The following is a 15513-nucleotide window of genomic DNA, read 5'->3' on the forward strand; positions in this document are numbered from 1 at the left end:
GCGAGCTAATTTGTAATAGAGCCTCCGGCACGCTCCGCGAACGTAATTATTGTTAACGCGATCGAATAACGCGAGGAGCTGCGTAAACTGAAAGCAAAGCTACCTCACATCCCTCCTCTGTTAACTCTCTTAGATTTAGACCTACATCATACATTCCTGACCACACCGCCACAAATGCATCGATCAATTTTAACATTTGGGAAAAGCTAGTTAGTCCCCATGCTGGAGAATTCCTTTGCAAGAGCAAGACTTGCCAATTTACGGGAATTCCACCTATACCGTTATATACTCCTGATAAAGCACCTGTAATGATACCTGTAGCCTGTAAGCTTAGAGGTGTAGCATCTTGCACTTTCAAATTGCCATTGTGAGTAGCCTGCAAAACTGCAAGGCGAAAGTCTTCTAAGGTACTCAAAAAGCAGTAAAATGCCATAGCAATAGTGTTACTGAGTTTTTCTTCTTTAGCCAACTCAGCTTGCACCCTTGACAATCCCGCCCCTTGCTCTAATAAATTCTGAACTGTTAATAATTTTTTTGGTATAGATGTCGGTGTTTCACCGAGAAAAGCAATTGTTTGCGGGATGAGGGTTAGAGGATTGAGTTTTTCCGTTAAGGCAAGAGATATCGCATAAGCTACTGCTAGTGTTCCATCCCTTACTACTGGGTCATCTTCCCAAATTTTTAGGACACGCAGCAAGTTTTGCCGCAGCTTAATCGGATTTTCGTGAAAAAAAAGTGCTACTGGTAGTGTGGCAATAATTATTTTTATCGATATATCATCAGCTACTGCTAAATGAAGAGATTCTTGTTGCTGACACGCTATCCAATCATCTAAATCTAATCTACCCAACGAAATCAAACTTTCAGTACCCAGAATCGCCATTCTACCCAAATCCAGGTAACTCTGAGACTGCATTTTACTACCAGGGGCTAAACTTCCTCCCAGAAATGCTCCGACGAAAGTACCTCTAAACCGACTTATAGGAGAGTGGCGCATACAATTTTAGATTTAAAAGTGAGGAGTGAGGAGTCAATGAAAGATTGCTAATTCCTAACTTTACTACAGACGCGATTCATCGCGTCTCTCCTCCTAACTGTTGTACAGACGCGATGAATCGCGTCTCTCCTAACTCTTAACTCTCAAATGATTCACCAAAGCTTGTAAGCCCAACAAGTAACTTTGAACACCAAAACCACTTATTTGCCCGATCGCAACTGGGGCGATGTACGAATGATGGCGAAAATCTTCCCGCCGATATATATTACTCAGATGGACTTCAACTGTGGGCAAGTTAACAGCCGCGATCGCATCTCGCAATGCCACACTGGTGTGAGTATATGCCCCGGCATTAATCAAAATCCCTTGATGTAGTCCTAATGCGCCATGAATGCTATCTACCAAAATTCCTTCATGATTTGACTGCAAAGAAAAAACTTTCGCCTGTAACTTGAATGCTTCTTCGTCTAACAGGCGGTTAATTTCGGCTAGTGTCAACGAACCATAAATTCCTGGTTCTCGCTGTCCTAGCAAATTTAAGTTTGGCCCATGCAGTGCCAGAATGCTTAAGGGTTGCAATGTCGAGTTCAGCACTTTGGGTTTAGTGGCGACGACGCGTGCGATCGTTCACAGGAATCGGAATCAGTTCCGGTTCCGGTTCAGCCTCCGGCCCTAACAGACTTTCAATTAGCCTGCGAGCTAATTCCTTAAGCTTTTCCAGCACCTTTTCTATATAGTCCATGAACTGAACGCTCCTGAGATACTACCTCAATTTTTGATTAACAGGTACGCATAAAATGGCATATTCTCGCACCTCTGGCTTCCAACCGGGCTGAAACACAATCCCGTATTTGGGACATAAGCCACTTCTAAAATTTGGCGTTGTGTTCTCCCTTACTTTTTAGAGTATCACACTTGCAACCTACCGAACTGCATCCTATCAAGGATGGATATCAAGGGTCAAGAGTTAAAGATTGGACTTTAGACTCTTGACTTGGAATTAACCTTCTGTTGCCTTTTTTTTCGTAGCCGTCGTTGATTTAGTAGTTGACTTAGATTTGGAACTTGTTGATTTAGTCGTTTTGCGAGTCGATTTCGCTGTCGATGCCTTAGCTAGCAACAAGTTCAGCGCCTCAGTCAGGGTTATATCTTCTACCGTTTGACCTTCTGGAATACTCACATTAGTTTTGCCATATTTAATGTAAGGGCCATAAGGGCCATCGTAGATGTTAATTGTTTCTCCGTCTTCTGGATGTGTACCCAATTCGCGTAAGGCTGCCTTGGACTTGCTGTTGGTGGAACTGCGTCCCTTTTTTGGTTCGGACAATAATTCCAATGCACGTTCTAGGCTAATTGTCAACACATTGTCAGCAGCTTTTAGGGAACGGTAATCTTTCCCCTCCTTACCCTGGTCATGAACCACATAAGGGCCAAAGCGCCCCAAACTGGCTTGGATTTTGCCGCCAGTGACTGGATGAACTCCCAATGTTCGGGGTAGTGCTAACAGACCAACAGCCATTTCCAGGGTAACGGTTTCTGGGGTAACACCTTTGAGTAGGGAGGCTTGTTTCGGTTTGGGGTTTTCGTCGGTTTTATCACCCAATTGGACATAAGGCCCATAAGCGCCAATTTTCACATAAATCGGTTCGCCAGTTTCGGGATGGCGACCTACCTGATCGGGCCCAGTGGTTTTTTGTCGCAGCAATACTTCTACCTGTTTGGGGTCGAGGTCAGCTGGTGTCAAGTCTTTGGGAATTGAAGCGGTGATCACCCCGTCACCATTTGCGACTTCAATGTAGGGGCCATATTTACCAATACGGACTTTGGCATCTAGATTTTCCAGTTCTACAGTTCTAGCTTTGGTGGCATCAATTTGGCTTTCCCTTTCTTTTACGAGGGTTTCCAGCCCTTTTTCTCCGAGATAAAAATTCTGCAAGTAGGGCAGCCATTTCACCTCACCTGTAGAAATGTCATCAAGGGTTTGCTCCATCTTCGAGGTAAAACTAGGATCAACGATGTCTGGGAAATGTTTTTCCAGTAAGTCGGTGACGGCGAAAGCGGTGAAGGTAGGAATAAGAGCGTTACTCACCAAATGGGCATAACCTTTGTCGATGATTGTGCCAATGATGCTGGCGTAAGTGCTGGGACGACCGATACCTTCGCTTTCTAAGGTTTTCACTAAAGTTGCTTCGGTGTATCTAGCTGGCGGTTGAGTTTCGTGTCCAATAGCTTCCAGTTCTGTGCAATTTGGGCGATCGCCTACTTTCAGATTCGGCAAAATTACTTCCTGGTCTTCCAGTGCTGCTTCTGGGTCATCTGAACCTTCAACGTAGGCGCGTAAGTATCCAGGAAATTCAATCCGTTTGCCAGAAGAACGGAATCCAGCGTCCTCGACTTGCAATTGCACAGTAATTTGAGTTTGGCGGGAATCAGCCATTTGACAGGCGACAGTCCGCTTCCAAATCAAATCATAAACGGCAAGTTCTCGACCGCCCAAAGCAGTTTCTTGAGGCGTGCGAAAGGTGCTACCTGCTGGACGAATTGCTTCGTGCGCTTCTTGTGCGCCTTTGGATTTAGTGGTGTATTGCCGGGGTTGAGGGCTGAGGTATTGTTGACCATAAAGCTTTTCTACAGAACTCCGAGCAGCTGCGATCGCTTGATCTGACAAATGCACCGAATCTGTCCGCATATAGGTAATATACCCTTGTTCGTACAAATTCTGGGCAACGCGCATTGTGTCACGAGCTGACAGGCGCAATTTCCGGTTGGATTCTTGTTGCAGCGTCGAGGTGGTGAACGGTGGTGACGGCTTGCGCGTCACAGGGCGTTCTTCCATCTCAGTAACACTCCAGGTTTTCCCTGTTAAGCGTTCCTTGAGGGCGATCGCTTGGTCTTCGTTTAGCAACAAGACATTGCGACCTGCGGTAATTTGTCCGGTCGTTGCGTCAAAATCGCTGCCGTTAGCAATTTTGGTTCCTGCCAATGTTACCAACTGGGCAGCAAAGGGGGTTTTTTCCTTTGACAAACTGGCTTTCAAATCCCAGTATGTACCTTCATGGAAAGCACGACGTTGGCGTTCTCTAGTGACTAAAAGTCGCACAGCTACAGATTGCACCCGCCCAGCAGATAATCCCCAGGCGATTTTTTTCCATAGCAGGGGAGACAGAGTATATCCCACAAGTCGATCTAAAATTCGCCGCGTTTCTTGGGCGCGAACCAACTGCTCATCGATTTGGCGGCAGTTTTTCAAAGCTTTTTTGATCGCCTCTTGGGTAATTTCGTGAAACACCATCCGCTTAGTTGGAACTTTCGGCTTCAGCAATTGGTATAAATGCCAACTAATGCTTTCACCTTCCCGGTCTTCGTCCGTTGCCAGAATTAGTTCATCTACATCTTTAAGGGCTTCTTTAAGCTGGGTGACAATTTTCTTTTTGTCTTTCGGGACAACATATACCGGTTCAAAGTCGGCGTCCACATTTACCCCTAGCTGCGCCCATGTTTCCCCCTTGACGGCAGCAGGAATTTCACTAGCCGACTGGGGTAAGTCACGCACATGACCCATAGACGCTTCCACCCGATAGCCTGCTGGCAAGTAGTTGCGAATGGTACGAGCTTTGGTTGGAGATTCGACGATGACGAGAGTTGACATGGAAATTTTAATAAAAAGAATAGCTACTAAGCTAAACAGTCAAATTGAGGTAATTTTTGCAAATTGTCAAGATAAGTCGCGCTTAGGGCGGTGATTTAATCCTCACATAAACTGTCTGCTTAGGAGAAAACCCTGTGAACTTATGCCCCAGTCTGTCCCAGAGGATAGATGAGGCTACGCTGGGTGTGAACTTCCAGCTATTTCAATCTTTAACTTATCTAACGCATAATTGGCGACTACAGTTTTGAAAATATCTTTCTTTGGGAATGGGGAATGGGGAGGAAAAGGGGAGTATTTTTCTCCTTAGCAAGACCAGCATCTCTGCCTCTTGTCAATTCGCAATTCGCAATTCGCAATTCCCAATTCCATATAGCTTGTGCCAAAATTAAACCAAACTTGAGAGCAAAAGCGAAGTGGGGTTTGTACCCATGTCAGGAAAGCAAAACCATGAAACCGATTCGTCAAGGTGATGTTATCTTACTGCCTGTGCAGCAAATTGAAGGACAAAAAATACCTCACTTAATTTTGGCAGAAGGCGAAGTTACGGGACATAAGCATCGCATTACTGAGGGTAAAGCAGAATTATACGAGAAAGATAGCACACTTTATCTCCGTGTGTTTTCAGAGTCGGCATTGCTAGCTCATGAGGAGCATAAAGCTATTTCTATTTCCCAAGGTGACTGGATGGTGAAAATTCAGAGGGAATACGAACCGGAAGGGTGGCGTTATGTCGCTGATTGAAAATTTAACGCCTGAGCAAGAGGCTCTGATTCCAGTTAATCGGGAAAATTGCGTTTTCAACTGAGCGGATTGATAAAGATAAAGCTGCCTATGTTGCAATTGACTTTGGCTATAAACAGCCTGAAATCCTTTTTCAAGACAGTCCTTATGCAGCTTGTAACTGGCTGCTAAAACGATTGTCACCAGAATTTATAGACAGTTATCTCAATAAACCAAATAGTTTAGGTAGCTTGTTTTCAGCTCATTTTTTAGCTTTCGAGTAAAATAAATCCACCCGCAGCAATGGCAAGCTAATTGGCTTTTGACAGAGTAAAATGCTGAACTACGCCGAGTGTTAATTCAGGGTATTGGTTACGCCCAAATTTGCCAAGAACTACAAGCTATTGAATTAGATACTTGGCAAGAATACACTCTATTAAAAATTGATGCTGATGTTGATGAAGAACCAATTTATTAAAAATGACTTGTCATAGCACAAGCTTTATTCACGCTTTGCGAGTTCCACCGACAATTAAATCAGCGCGTGAGGGAATATGCTGGGTAAATTGGGGTGTAGATCCAGAAGAATTTGGTGTGCAAACATAGGTGCTTCAGAGATTTTTACCATTTATAAGCATACTAAATAAAGTATAAGATTATATAGGGGTTCTCATTCAGATGCGGTACAAGATTAATCGCGAAGTGTAAGGGCACGGCAGTGCCGTGCCCCTACGGGTGTACCTCACTCAACCGAGAACCGCTATAGCAGTTATCAATTTTATGAAATACAAACCTTACCTCATCCAATTGAAAATGGCTAAATCCTCCCTAACCATTTTTAAAAAAGAAATAATTAATAATAAATCTTCAACCGGAATTGATATTACTTGGCATTCAACTTTAATTGCACCTTTGATTGCTGCCACAATCCCAGATGCTTATTTTTAGCATTACCTTCTGCAATTAAAAATTGGGTTTTAGTTTCGTAGCAGTTTTGTAAAGATTCTCGGTCAACGACAGCATTACCAGACTCTACTAAAAGGAGATTTACTGACCGATTATCTACAAATACTTCCCCAACTGTGCGACCATTTTCAAGCTGTTCTGTGCTTCTAATCACGACAGGAGTTTTAGGTGGTAATAGCTGTTTTAATCTTTGTGTTGCTCCTAAAGTAAAGGCCTGTCCAGGTATCTTTGGTGCATTAATACACGCTAGCCTCACTGGAATTGTTTTTCCAGCATTATCTTTAACCAGAATTGTGTTCCCATTAGCAACACTAACTACTGTAGCTAGCACCAACATTAGTTCAAGTAATTCCGTCATTTTCTATGTAATAATTTATGCTTGAATATAATGTTATTGTAGTACTTAATTGACTAGTGTGATTTAACTCACAAAAGGCTATCTAATTGATAAACGCTTTGTAATCTTCAATTAATTTTGCCAAGCGAGAGGCAAGAAACGGACTTGCATCCTGTAAAACTTCGTAAATCTGAATACCTTCTTCTCGATATCGAATAATTTTGTCTTGAGTCCAATAATGTGGTGGTGCTTGTAGATTGGTGATTCTATCTGCTAATTTCACCATCCATATTTCTTGTGGTTGCTCCTTTATCCTTTCTAAACTATCTGCCATTTGCAGATGTTTTGCTAAACTTTCGTCTTTCGTCAGTGCAAGTACACCATTAGCTACTGATTCACCAAATTCGTTTTTTATATCCTCAAATGTTGTATTAGTATCTTCAATTGTGTCATGCAAAATAGCACATTGAATAGCCAGATTTCCGTCATGTTCGGTTTCCACACTTAGGGCTGCAATTACTTCTATGCTCACAAGATTCAAGTGCATAATATAAGGTATTTCTGAACCTGGTATTTTCTGACCTAGATGTGCGTATGCTGCTTTCTTTAAAGCTTTAATGTAAGTTTCTTGTGACCAGATTTTTTGACTGAGTTGATATTGTTCCATTTATCTATTTTTCTGACGAAGTGATGTAATCATGTATATCATAAGTAGGTAGGCGTAATTAAATATAAGATCAAACCTCACCCTCAATCCCTCTCCAAAGTATCGGAGAGGGAAGCCGGAGGCAGGGTGAGGTTTTATATTTAATTTGACCCACTTACTTAATCCAAAATTAGAATTGCTGTAGTAGAAGAAGCACTTGATATCAATCAAATCTTTGAAAAGTAACTATAGGTAATTGAACACTTACTATAGTACCTGTTAAGAGGTCAGAAGATATTAACAGTTCTCCATTATGAGCATTGATGATGCGTTTGGTAATAGCAAGCCCTAGCCCAGTGCCACCAGGTTTTGTAGAGAAAAATGGCTGAAAAATCTTGGTGAGAACTTCTGATGGAATTGGCTCACCGCCATTGTGGACATTAATGGAGATTTTATTTATATGAGAACAATGCACTTTCCACTTAACAATATCTCCTGGTGCAACTGCCTCGCAAGCATTACGAATAATGTTGAGAAATACTTGTTTAAGTTTGTCTTTTTCCCCTAAAACTTTTACCGTAGGTAACACCGGAATAAATTCAATTTGTCGTTCCAGAGCTTCTGGCATTTCATGAATGCATTCGAGTAATTCGTAAATGAGTTCATTCACATCTAATTCACAAAGCTGCAATACTTGGGGTTTGGCATAGAGCAAAATTTCACTTAGCAAACGCTCCAGACGACTAGCTTCGCTCAATGCCAACACTAATCTTTCTTGAGCAGATTCAGTTAAAACAGTTTTTCGGAAATACTTTAATCCCATAATCATTGTAGTCAATGGATTACGAATTTCATGCACAATCATGGCAGCAAATTCACCGATAGCTGCTAGTCGCTCCTGTTCTAAAAGCTTGGCTTGGGTTGTTTGTAATTCTATGGTACGTTTTTCTACCTCAGCTTCCAAAATATGATTGAATTTGCACTGTTGTTGATAAAGATGATAGTTGTCAATTGCTGTTGCAGCTCGTTCAGCAAATAATTCTACAATTTGGATGTCTTCTTTTGTAAAATCACGTGGTTGGTGACTAAATGAACAGATAGTACCAATGACTTTATTTTCAGCAGTTCGCAATGGTATCCCTAAATATGCACAATAACCTTCTGGAGCCTGTCCATACTCTGGGTTTTTTTGAGCGTCTTTCACAGCTAATGATTGACCCATTTGGATAACAGTACCAGTTAGTAAACCATGTAGTGAATAAACATGTTCGCCTTCGCCCATTTCGAGACTACTGGCTAGAACAGTTTCAAACCCTTCTTGGCAAAAGGTAACAACTGTCCAATCAACTTCAATAAGTTCGCTGACTCCGCAGGCAATATTGTGCAAATAGCTACCCAGTTCGCCAGTTCGATAGTTTAAAGAAGACAAACGTATTATGATTTGCCGCTCACGTTGCCAAGTTTGGTTGTGCAACAATATTTCGTTATCACTAGTTTTGCTCATGGATACTTATTACATGGGTTATGAAAATAATTTCAAAAATAAGCTGTTCTATTTCGAGAGAAAGATTCTACATACAACAAACTGATTATTTCAGAGAGAATGCAATTACCTAGCCTTAGTCCCGCAGATATGGAAAAAGTGTTGGCGGCTGCTTCAAAATATGGTCTGGAAATTATTCAGCCGTCTGCTGCATTTTTGCAGGTATAAGCTAATATTACAAGCGATCGCAGTTAGACACCAAATAATAGTACTGGAAAGTCTCAGAGGTGCGATCGCTAACTAAACGAATCAACCAAATTGCAATAATTCGTTATAGAAATTCTGGCTCTAGCCTGAAAATATTACAATATTAAGATTTATATTGGATTTCAATATGAAAACGATTAAAGGCTCTCGCGGCTTCAGGAATTAGCTCAATATACCAATACCCATTTATTTCATCTGGAAACCAACTAACTATTGCAAGTGCTGGTTGCCCAAATTCATCATCTTTTACTCCAAAAAATTTGCAGAACTTTTCACCTAAATTACCAATTTGACCAGAAGAGTCACCATCATATCCCGCCGCTTCAGATAATTCCCAAGTGCGTAATCTGCGATTGTCTTTCATAAAGTAACAATGCTGATATAACTTATTCAATATAGCTTTGTGTCCCGGAGTCAATTCTTCATAAATCGAATGAAATGCCTCTAAATATTCTTCTTCTGAAGGAATATAACGTTTAACATCTTTCAACACTTTATTTTTCCCCTTTTGATGTGAAAATTCGCTGGTATTGAGTGAATATTATCGTTTGCCATCCCTACTTACTTGAGGGTGGAGACTTGTGCAATAACGTTAAAAAATCGTTTAGAGGCATTTTAGCTTCTACTTACAGAAATCTCTTAACAAAGATACTAGTGTTTAATATTACTTCAGGTAAAAAATTTTATTTAAGCGCGATCGCCAGTTAAGATTTTAGAATTCTTAATACCATTCCCAGCACACCAGAGGATTCATAATCGATAATCCAAATATTGCTCCCAAGGAAAAGTGTTGACTTATGTCTATAGAATTTGGGCGGGAAATCTGCGGCAATCTTAACACGGCAGAGTCACGAGAATGGTTAGTTACTAACGGTATTGGTGGTTACGCTTCTGGAACTGTGGCTGGTTTATTGACGCGTCGCTATCACGGACTACTGGTAGCAGCATTGAAACCACCTTTAGGTCGTACTTTACTGCTGACAAAACTAGATGAAACTGTCCTGTATGACAATCGCTCTTATTCTCTAGACACCAATCGTTGGGCAGATGGGACTGTTAGCCCCCACGGTTATCAAAATATTGAACATTTTTCTCTGGAAGGTACAATTCCCTTATGGCGTTTTGCTGTTGCTGATGCCTTGTTAGAAAAACGGGTGTGGATGCAACAAGGTGTTAACACAACTTATGTTCAATATACTCTGCGTCGGGCCACGCAACCTCTGAAGTTGACGCTTAAAGCAATGGTCAACTACCGTGACTATCACAGCGACACCCAAAGCAATGGCTGGAAGATGTCTGTTGAAGAAGTAGAAGAGGGAATTTGTGTAACTGCTTATCCGGGTGCTGTACCAGTCTATCTACTGAGCGATGGCGGTAGTGCATCTGTTGCTGATGATTGGTATTATGGCTTTGACTTGGCTGTTGAACGCTATCGGGGATTGAGAGATAGAGAAGACCATCTCCACGCTGCGACTTTTGAGGTTACACTGAATCCTGGAGAAGCAATCGCATTTGTAGCTAGTACAGAAAAGCAAACAAATCTCAATGCCGAAGCTGCACTTAAGTTACGTCGCACTCAAGAGCAAAAGCTAACGGGATTTTGGAATAGTAACCTACCCCTCAATACTAAGGAATCACCTATCTGGATTAAGCAACTAATACTAGCTGCTGACCAGTTTATTGTTGACCGTCCAATGCCAGAAGAACCCAACAGCAAAACTATCATCGCTGGTTATCACTGGTTTAGCGACTGGGGACGCGACACCATGATTAGTCTACCTGGTTTGACAATTTCCACTGGTCGCCCAGAGGTAGCACGCTCAATTCTTCGCACCTTTGCCAGATACGTAGACCAAGGAATGTTACCGAATCGCTTTCCCGATGGCGGCGATCGACCAGAATATAATACTGTCGATGCCACTCTCTGGTATTTTGAAGCAGTCCGCGCCTACTACAGCGCTACGGATGATGATAATTTGCTTGCTGAACTCTTTCCAGTACTTGCAGACATCATCAATTGGCACTGTCGCGGTACACGCTACAACATTCATCTCGATCCGGCGGATGGCCTACTTTTTGCAGGTGTTGCAGGTGTACAACTGACTTGGATGGATGCCAAAGTTGACGATTGGGTTGTTACGCCCCGAATTGGTAAACCGATTGAAGTTAATGCCCTCTGGTATAATGCTTTACGGACAATGGCCAAGTTTGCCCGTCACCTTGGTAAACCACACCAAGAATATGAGGCAATGGCAGATCGGACGAAGTATAGATTTTCTCGCTTCTGGAATGACGAGACAGGTTATTGCTATGACGTTCTAGACAGTCCTGATGGTGATGATGCGGCATTGCGACCTAACCAAATATTTGCTGTTTCATTGCCAGAAAGCCCGCTCACACCTGTCCAGCAAAGGAGTGTAGTGGAAGTTTGCGGGCGATCGCTGGTAACTTCTCATGGGTTGCGATCGCGTAGCGTGTCCGAAGGACTCTCGCTAGCCCCCGACCATATCCAATACAAGGGTAAATACGGAGGTAATCAGTATCAACGCGATGGAGCTTATCACCAAGGGACAGTTTGGGGTTGGTTGTTGGGGCCTTTCGTTTTAGCACACCTGCGTGTCTATAAAAATCCTGAGCAGGCTCGTCAATTTTTAGAACCAATGGCTAATCATCTCACAGCACACGGTCTTGGTAGTCTCAGCGAAATTTTTGATGGTGATGCCCCGATGACTGCACGCGGATGTATTGCCCAAGCGTGGACAGTAGCAGAGGTTTTACGCGCTTGGTTGGCAACAGAGAGTTGATGCGAGGAATAACTATTGACTACTTACCTGTCACCCCAGCCAAATTTCAGCAAAATATTTACAAAAAGGAAACCATAATACACAACGTGTTCAATTTAACTTCAATAGCTTTGATTAACTTTTAGTTACATACTTGTAAATTTCCCCACCAACTTACTTATCAATATTGAGATATCAAGTAATTCGCACTTCATCAACCATTGTATAGTTATTAACTATGAAAATATTCAAATACTCAGTTAACCTTATTTCCTCTTGCATTGTCGCCTGTTTTATCGCTTCTATAGCTGCGGTAATTGCTCAACCAAAACCTTCACAAATCAATTCGGTAATAAAATTAACACCGACTCAGTTAAAAATTTTGCGATCGCTGGGGTTAAAAGTAGCATTACCAAGTTATGTACCCGCAAATTTCCGTGCGGACAAAGTATTAGTTGAGGCTGGGCGCGAAAATGTTGATAGCTTGCGTTACTTAGTTGTTTACCAAAATTTAAGTGCAGATAAATGCTTTGCAATTGAGTCAGCATCTGGTGGTATTGGCGACTTGCCCTCTGGATCGCGCAGTTACCCGATAAATTCTCCGATATTTGGAAAAAGCGTCTTAGAGCTAGGATTATATGGTAATGCCAAACAACCAACATTGCTATCGCAGTGGTTGGGTTCGCAAAATGGCCCTTTTTACAGATTTGTTGGTACGGGAGTAGTACCAGAATTATCTAATTGTAGTAATCTTACTCCTCAAGAAGCAGTCAAAGTTTCGCAGTCGATTGAATACTTAAATTAATCAAATACGGCTATTAAACCTCAGCTTATTGATTTCTTGGAGTCCAATTAAAAACTAATAAGCTAAGGCAATTATCTATTCGGGAATTTGCTGCGCCATTTGTAAAAAAGTTATGTGAAAGGTTTCTGCATATCCACCCTATTTAGAATGACATAAAAGTTTTCTTACTATGTCTAGCAAATAGTAATAGCTACTTTCAGTCATTGTCTTCATACAAAAGTAGAAAATTTCAGGTAATTCTCATCTGAAATTAATTTAACTACTAGTAAATTAACTTATGATTAGAAAATAAGTTGCAAAGTTTAAAAGTAGTAGGACTTATGCATTGACAGGAAAGATTAAATATGGATAACTCGAAAAACTACATCTTTCGTAGGGGAAATTCATGAATTGCCCCTACAACATCGGTTATTTACCATCAAAGAATGATTGATAAAAGCCTGCAACGACTTATCTACGTTGACACACAAGAGAATTCTTTTGTAAAGTGCGTAAGTCCTAAGTAGATGAAATAAAAAATTTTACGATGTTTTTAAAATGGCTGCACTTTTCACTGTAGGTATGCAACATAGGTAAGTTCAAATCAGCTATAAATAAAGATGTAGCCGTTGATAATAATTTTATATTTAGCAATCTAATTTTATTACTATAACCTTATTTAATATCTAAAAAGTAATCATAATAGTGAAGCAAATCAGAAAAATTTGGATAAATATAGACCCATTTTCATTACAGTCACGCCTCACGATTGGTATTGCTACATTTTCAGCTTTGATATTAGGTAGCCTTGCTACATGGATTAGTTGGGAAATGCAGCAAATATTAGTTGATAGTCAAAAATATAATATAGAACAAATTGCCAAGCGCTTGCCGCAAGATGTACAAATTTATAGTGAAATGATGCAACCTGAAACTGGCTTGCAAAAGGCTATTAATAATTTGGCAAATACTAATATATTGTTATGGTTAAAAAATCCTGATAATAAAATTATAGTAAAATCTGCCACTTTAGATTTATTATCTGATACGACTGTAGCTGAGTTAATGTCCCTGACTAAGATGCCGATTAAACCACAGGTGTATAAAATAAACCAAAGATATTTTGTTTTATGTAGTACTTCTGTGCAAGTTCAAGGTAAGGTACTCGGTGAGTTATTTGTAGTCAAGGATATTAGCCGCGAACAAAAAATGTTTGTGGCAACGGTGCAGAATTTAGGTATTACTACTATTTTGGCAATTATTATTTTAACTGCTGCGATCGCACTTTACATTAAACATTCTCTGCAACCTCTTCGCCAGCTAAATCAAATGGCTTCTGTGATTTCGGCTGAGGATTTAGGACAATCGCATCTATCTGTTGATAATGCACCCAGCGAAGTTAAAGAATTAGCTCAAACTTTAACCATGCTTTTATCTCGCTTATCCCAATCTTGGCAGCAAGAACGAGAATTTGTAAGTAATGTTTCTCACGAATTACGTACGCCCTTAACAATTGTACATGGTTACTTGCAAAGTGTCTTGCGAAGGCAAAATAACTTAACCCCAACCCAACAAGAAGCTTTAGAAACTGCGGCATCGGAAGCTGAACGTACTATCCGTCTGCTACAAGACTTACTTGATTTAGCCCGAGCCGATAATGGTTACTTATATTTTCAAATGAAATCTTATGTGCTAAATGATTTGGTTGAAGAAGTAGTCATAATGGCAAAAAAATATAGCGATCGCATAATTAAAATCGAGCCAAAACTCGATCGAATTGAAGTGAAAGCAGACTACAACCGTCTCAAACAAGTATTATTGAATTTGATTGATAATGCCATTAAATATTCTGAAGCTGATACACCCATAGTTTTGAAATTAAATCAAATTCAAGAGCAGGCAATTCTTGAAGTTTGTGACAAAGGTTATGGCATTCCTTTACAACACCAAGCACGGATATTTGAGAGATTTTACCGTGTAGATGAATCACGTTCTCATACTACTGGGGGTTGTGGTTTGGGTTTATCTATTGTCAAGACACTTATAGAAGGTATGGGAGGTAGTGTAAGTGTGCAGTCGAAGTTAGGGGAAGGGAGTACATTTACAATAAGTTTACCTACGCATAGTAGTTCTATCTGATTAGGAAAGTGTGGGTAGTTCAGAATTGCACCATAAACCAATACACAAACTTATGACAATACATATTCTTTTGGTGGAAGATGAAGTCAAACTGGCGCGATTTATCGAATTAGAGCTTAGTAGTGAAGGATACAAAGTAAGTGTAGCCCATGATGGTATTGCTGGTCTAACCCTGGCGCGAGATTCATCACCAGATTTAGCGATCGTGGATTGGATGCTACCAGGTTTAACAGGTTTGGAAATTTGTCGCCGTTTGCGAACAACGGGTAGTACAGTACCAGTGATTTTACTGACAGCGAAAGATGAAGTGAGCGATCGCGTCGCAGGTTTAGACGCAGGAGCCGATGATTATGTAGTTAAGCCCTTTAGCATAGAGGAACTTCTAGCTAGAATTCGCGCTCATCTGCGCCGCACGCAAGAAACAGAAGAAGATTTGTTGCAATTTGAAGATTTAAGCTTAAATCGCCGCACTCGTGAAGTTTTTCGGGAAAAACGAAGCATTGAGTTAACAGCAAAAGAGTTTGACTTATTAGAATATCTCCTCTCACATCCCCGTCAGGTGTTTACTAGAGATCAAATTTTAGAGAAAGTTTGGGGTTACGATTTTATGGGTGATTCTAATATCATTGAAGTATATATTCGTTATCTCCGACTCAAATTGGAAGAGAATAATGAAAAGCGTGTGATTCATACAATCCGTGGTGTAGGTTATGCACTGCGGGAGTAATTTTAATGACTTGGT

Annotated in this window: 13 protein-coding genes and 1 pseudogene; 6 read left to right on the forward strand and 8 right to left on the reverse strand. The window is 40.9% G+C overall.

Annotated features, from left to right (window positions below):
• Window positions 1–52: 52 nt before the first annotated feature.
• The 4 genes from V7K38_RS04620 to topA all read right to left on the reverse strand — a co-directional run bounded on the left by V7K38_RS04620 (window position 53) and on the right by topA (window position 4646).
• Window positions 53–997 (reverse strand): ADP-ribosylglycohydrolase family protein, encoded by a 945-nt coding sequence (locus tag V7K38_RS04620; protein WP_334855807.1) that lies wholly within the window; start codon window positions 995–997, stop codon window positions 53–55.
• A 129-nt stretch (window positions 998–1126) separates the two neighbouring features.
• Complete coding sequence (aroQ, locus tag V7K38_RS04625; protein ID WP_334855865.1) at window positions 1127–1576, reverse strand: type II 3-dehydroquinate dehydratase; 450 nt, start codon at window positions 1574–1576, stop codon at window positions 1127–1129.
• A gap of 22 nt (window positions 1577–1598) precedes the next feature.
• Window positions 1599–1739: a hypothetical protein gene (locus V7K38_RS04630; protein ID WP_181154094.1), complete on the reverse strand. Its 141-nt coding sequence runs from the start codon at window positions 1737–1739 to the stop codon at window positions 1599–1601.
• Between the two features lie 258 nt (window positions 1740–1997).
• Window positions 1998–4646: a type I DNA topoisomerase gene (topA, locus tag V7K38_RS04635; protein WP_334855809.1), complete on the reverse strand. Its 2649-nt coding sequence runs from the start codon at window positions 4644–4646 to the stop codon at window positions 1998–2000.
• Between the two features lie 447 nt (window positions 4647–5093).
• Between topA and V7K38_RS04640 the strand changes: the two genes are divergently transcribed.
• Window positions 5094–5387 carry a hypothetical protein gene (locus tag V7K38_RS04640; RefSeq protein WP_334855811.1) on the forward strand — a complete coding sequence of 98 codons (294 nt, stop codon included), beginning with the start codon at window positions 5094–5096 and terminating at the stop codon, window positions 5385–5387.
• A 268-nt stretch (window positions 5388–5655) separates the two neighbouring features.
• Window positions 5656–5972: pseudogene (locus V7K38_RS29565) on the forward strand (DUF6745 domain-containing protein); the annotation flags it as partial.
• Window positions 5973–6249: 277 nt separating this feature from the next.
• Here V7K38_RS29565 and V7K38_RS04655 read toward each other — a convergent pair.
• From V7K38_RS04655 to V7K38_RS04670, 4 genes are all read right to left on the reverse strand, one after another.
• Entirely contained in the window at window positions 6250–6690 is a 441-nt protein-coding gene (locus V7K38_RS04655) for a thermonuclease family protein (protein ID WP_334855815.1), read from the reverse strand.
• Window positions 6691–6772: 82 nt separating this feature from the next.
• A complete protein-coding gene (locus V7K38_RS04660) occupies window positions 6773–7336 on the reverse strand; it encodes an HD domain-containing protein (RefSeq protein WP_334855816.1) in 564 nt (187 codons plus the stop codon).
• A 202-nt stretch (window positions 7337–7538) separates the two neighbouring features.
• Window positions 7539–8819: an ATP-binding protein gene (locus V7K38_RS04665; protein WP_334855818.1), complete on the reverse strand. Its 1281-nt coding sequence runs from the start codon at window positions 8817–8819 to the stop codon at window positions 7539–7541.
• A 349-nt stretch (window positions 8820–9168) separates the two neighbouring features.
• Window positions 9169–9558, reverse strand: coding sequence for a hypothetical protein (locus V7K38_RS04670; RefSeq protein WP_334855820.1), 390 nt, complete (start codon window positions 9556–9558; stop codon window positions 9169–9171).
• Window positions 9559–9862: 304 nt separating this feature from the next.
• Here V7K38_RS04670 and V7K38_RS04675 point away from each other — a divergent pair, with 304 nt between their 5' ends.
• The 4 genes from V7K38_RS04675 (at window position 9863) to V7K38_RS04690 (ending at window position 15498) form a co-directional block, all read left to right on the forward strand.
• Entirely contained in the window at window positions 9863–11869 is a 2007-nt protein-coding gene (locus V7K38_RS04675) for an amylo-alpha-1,6-glucosidase (RefSeq protein ID WP_334855822.1), read from the forward strand.
• A gap of 217 nt (window positions 11870–12086) precedes the next feature.
• The gene (locus tag V7K38_RS04680; RefSeq protein WP_334855823.1) at window positions 12087–12653 is read left to right on the forward strand and encodes a hypothetical protein; all 567 of its coding nucleotides are present in this window, start codon (window positions 12087–12089) and stop codon (window positions 12651–12653) included.
• 684 nt (window positions 12654–13337) lie between these two features.
• Window positions 13338–14771 (forward strand): sensor histidine kinase, encoded by a 1434-nt coding sequence (locus tag V7K38_RS04685; RefSeq protein ID WP_334855824.1) that lies wholly within the window; start codon window positions 13338–13340, stop codon window positions 14769–14771.
• A gap of 52 nt (window positions 14772–14823) precedes the next feature.
• Window positions 14824–15498 carry a response regulator transcription factor gene (locus V7K38_RS04690; RefSeq protein ID WP_334855826.1) on the forward strand — a complete coding sequence of 225 codons (675 nt, stop codon included), beginning with the start codon at window positions 14824–14826 and terminating at the stop codon, window positions 15496–15498.
• Window positions 15499–15513 lie beyond the last annotated feature (15 nt).

Source organism: Nostoc sp., assembly GCF_036917465.1.
Taxonomy (GTDB): domain Bacteria; phylum Cyanobacteriota; class Cyanobacteriia; order Cyanobacteriales; family Nostocaceae; genus Nostoc.

Bases quoted from the DNA above. Each gene is read 5' to 3' on its own strand.
- V7K38_RS04690 (WP_334855826.1), top strand. From the start codon at position 14,824: ATGACAATACATATTCTTTTGGTGGAAGATGAAGTCAAACTGGCGCGA.
- V7K38_RS04620 (WP_334855807.1), bottom strand. From the start codon at position 997: ATGCGCCACTCTCCTATAAGTCGGTTTAGAGGTACTTTCGTCGGAGCA.
- V7K38_RS04640 (WP_334855811.1), top strand. From the start codon at position 5,094: ATGAAACCGATTCGTCAAGGTGATGTTATCTTACTGCCTGTGCAGCAA.
- V7K38_RS04675 (WP_334855822.1), top strand. From the start codon at position 9,863: ATGTCTATAGAATTTGGGCGGGAAATCTGCGGCAATCTTAACACGGCA.
- V7K38_RS04665 (WP_334855818.1), bottom strand. From the start codon at position 8,819: ATGAGCAAAACTAGTGATAACGAAATATTGTTGCACAACCAAACTTGG.
- topA (WP_334855809.1), bottom strand. From the start codon at position 4,646: ATGTCAACTCTCGTCATCGTCGAATCTCCAACCAAAGCTCGTACCATT.
- V7K38_RS04680 (WP_334855823.1), top strand. From the start codon at position 12,087: ATGAAAATATTCAAATACTCAGTTAACCTTATTTCCTCTTGCATTGTC.
- V7K38_RS04630 (WP_181154094.1), bottom strand. From the start codon at position 1,739: ATGGACTATATAGAAAAGGTGCTGGAAAAGCTTAAGGAATTAGCTCGC.
- V7K38_RS04655 (WP_334855815.1), bottom strand. From the start codon at position 6,690: ATGACGGAATTACTTGAACTAATGTTGGTGCTAGCTACAGTAGTTAGT.
- V7K38_RS04660 (WP_334855816.1), bottom strand. From the start codon at position 7,336: ATGGAACAATATCAACTCAGTCAAAAAATCTGGTCACAAGAAACTTAC.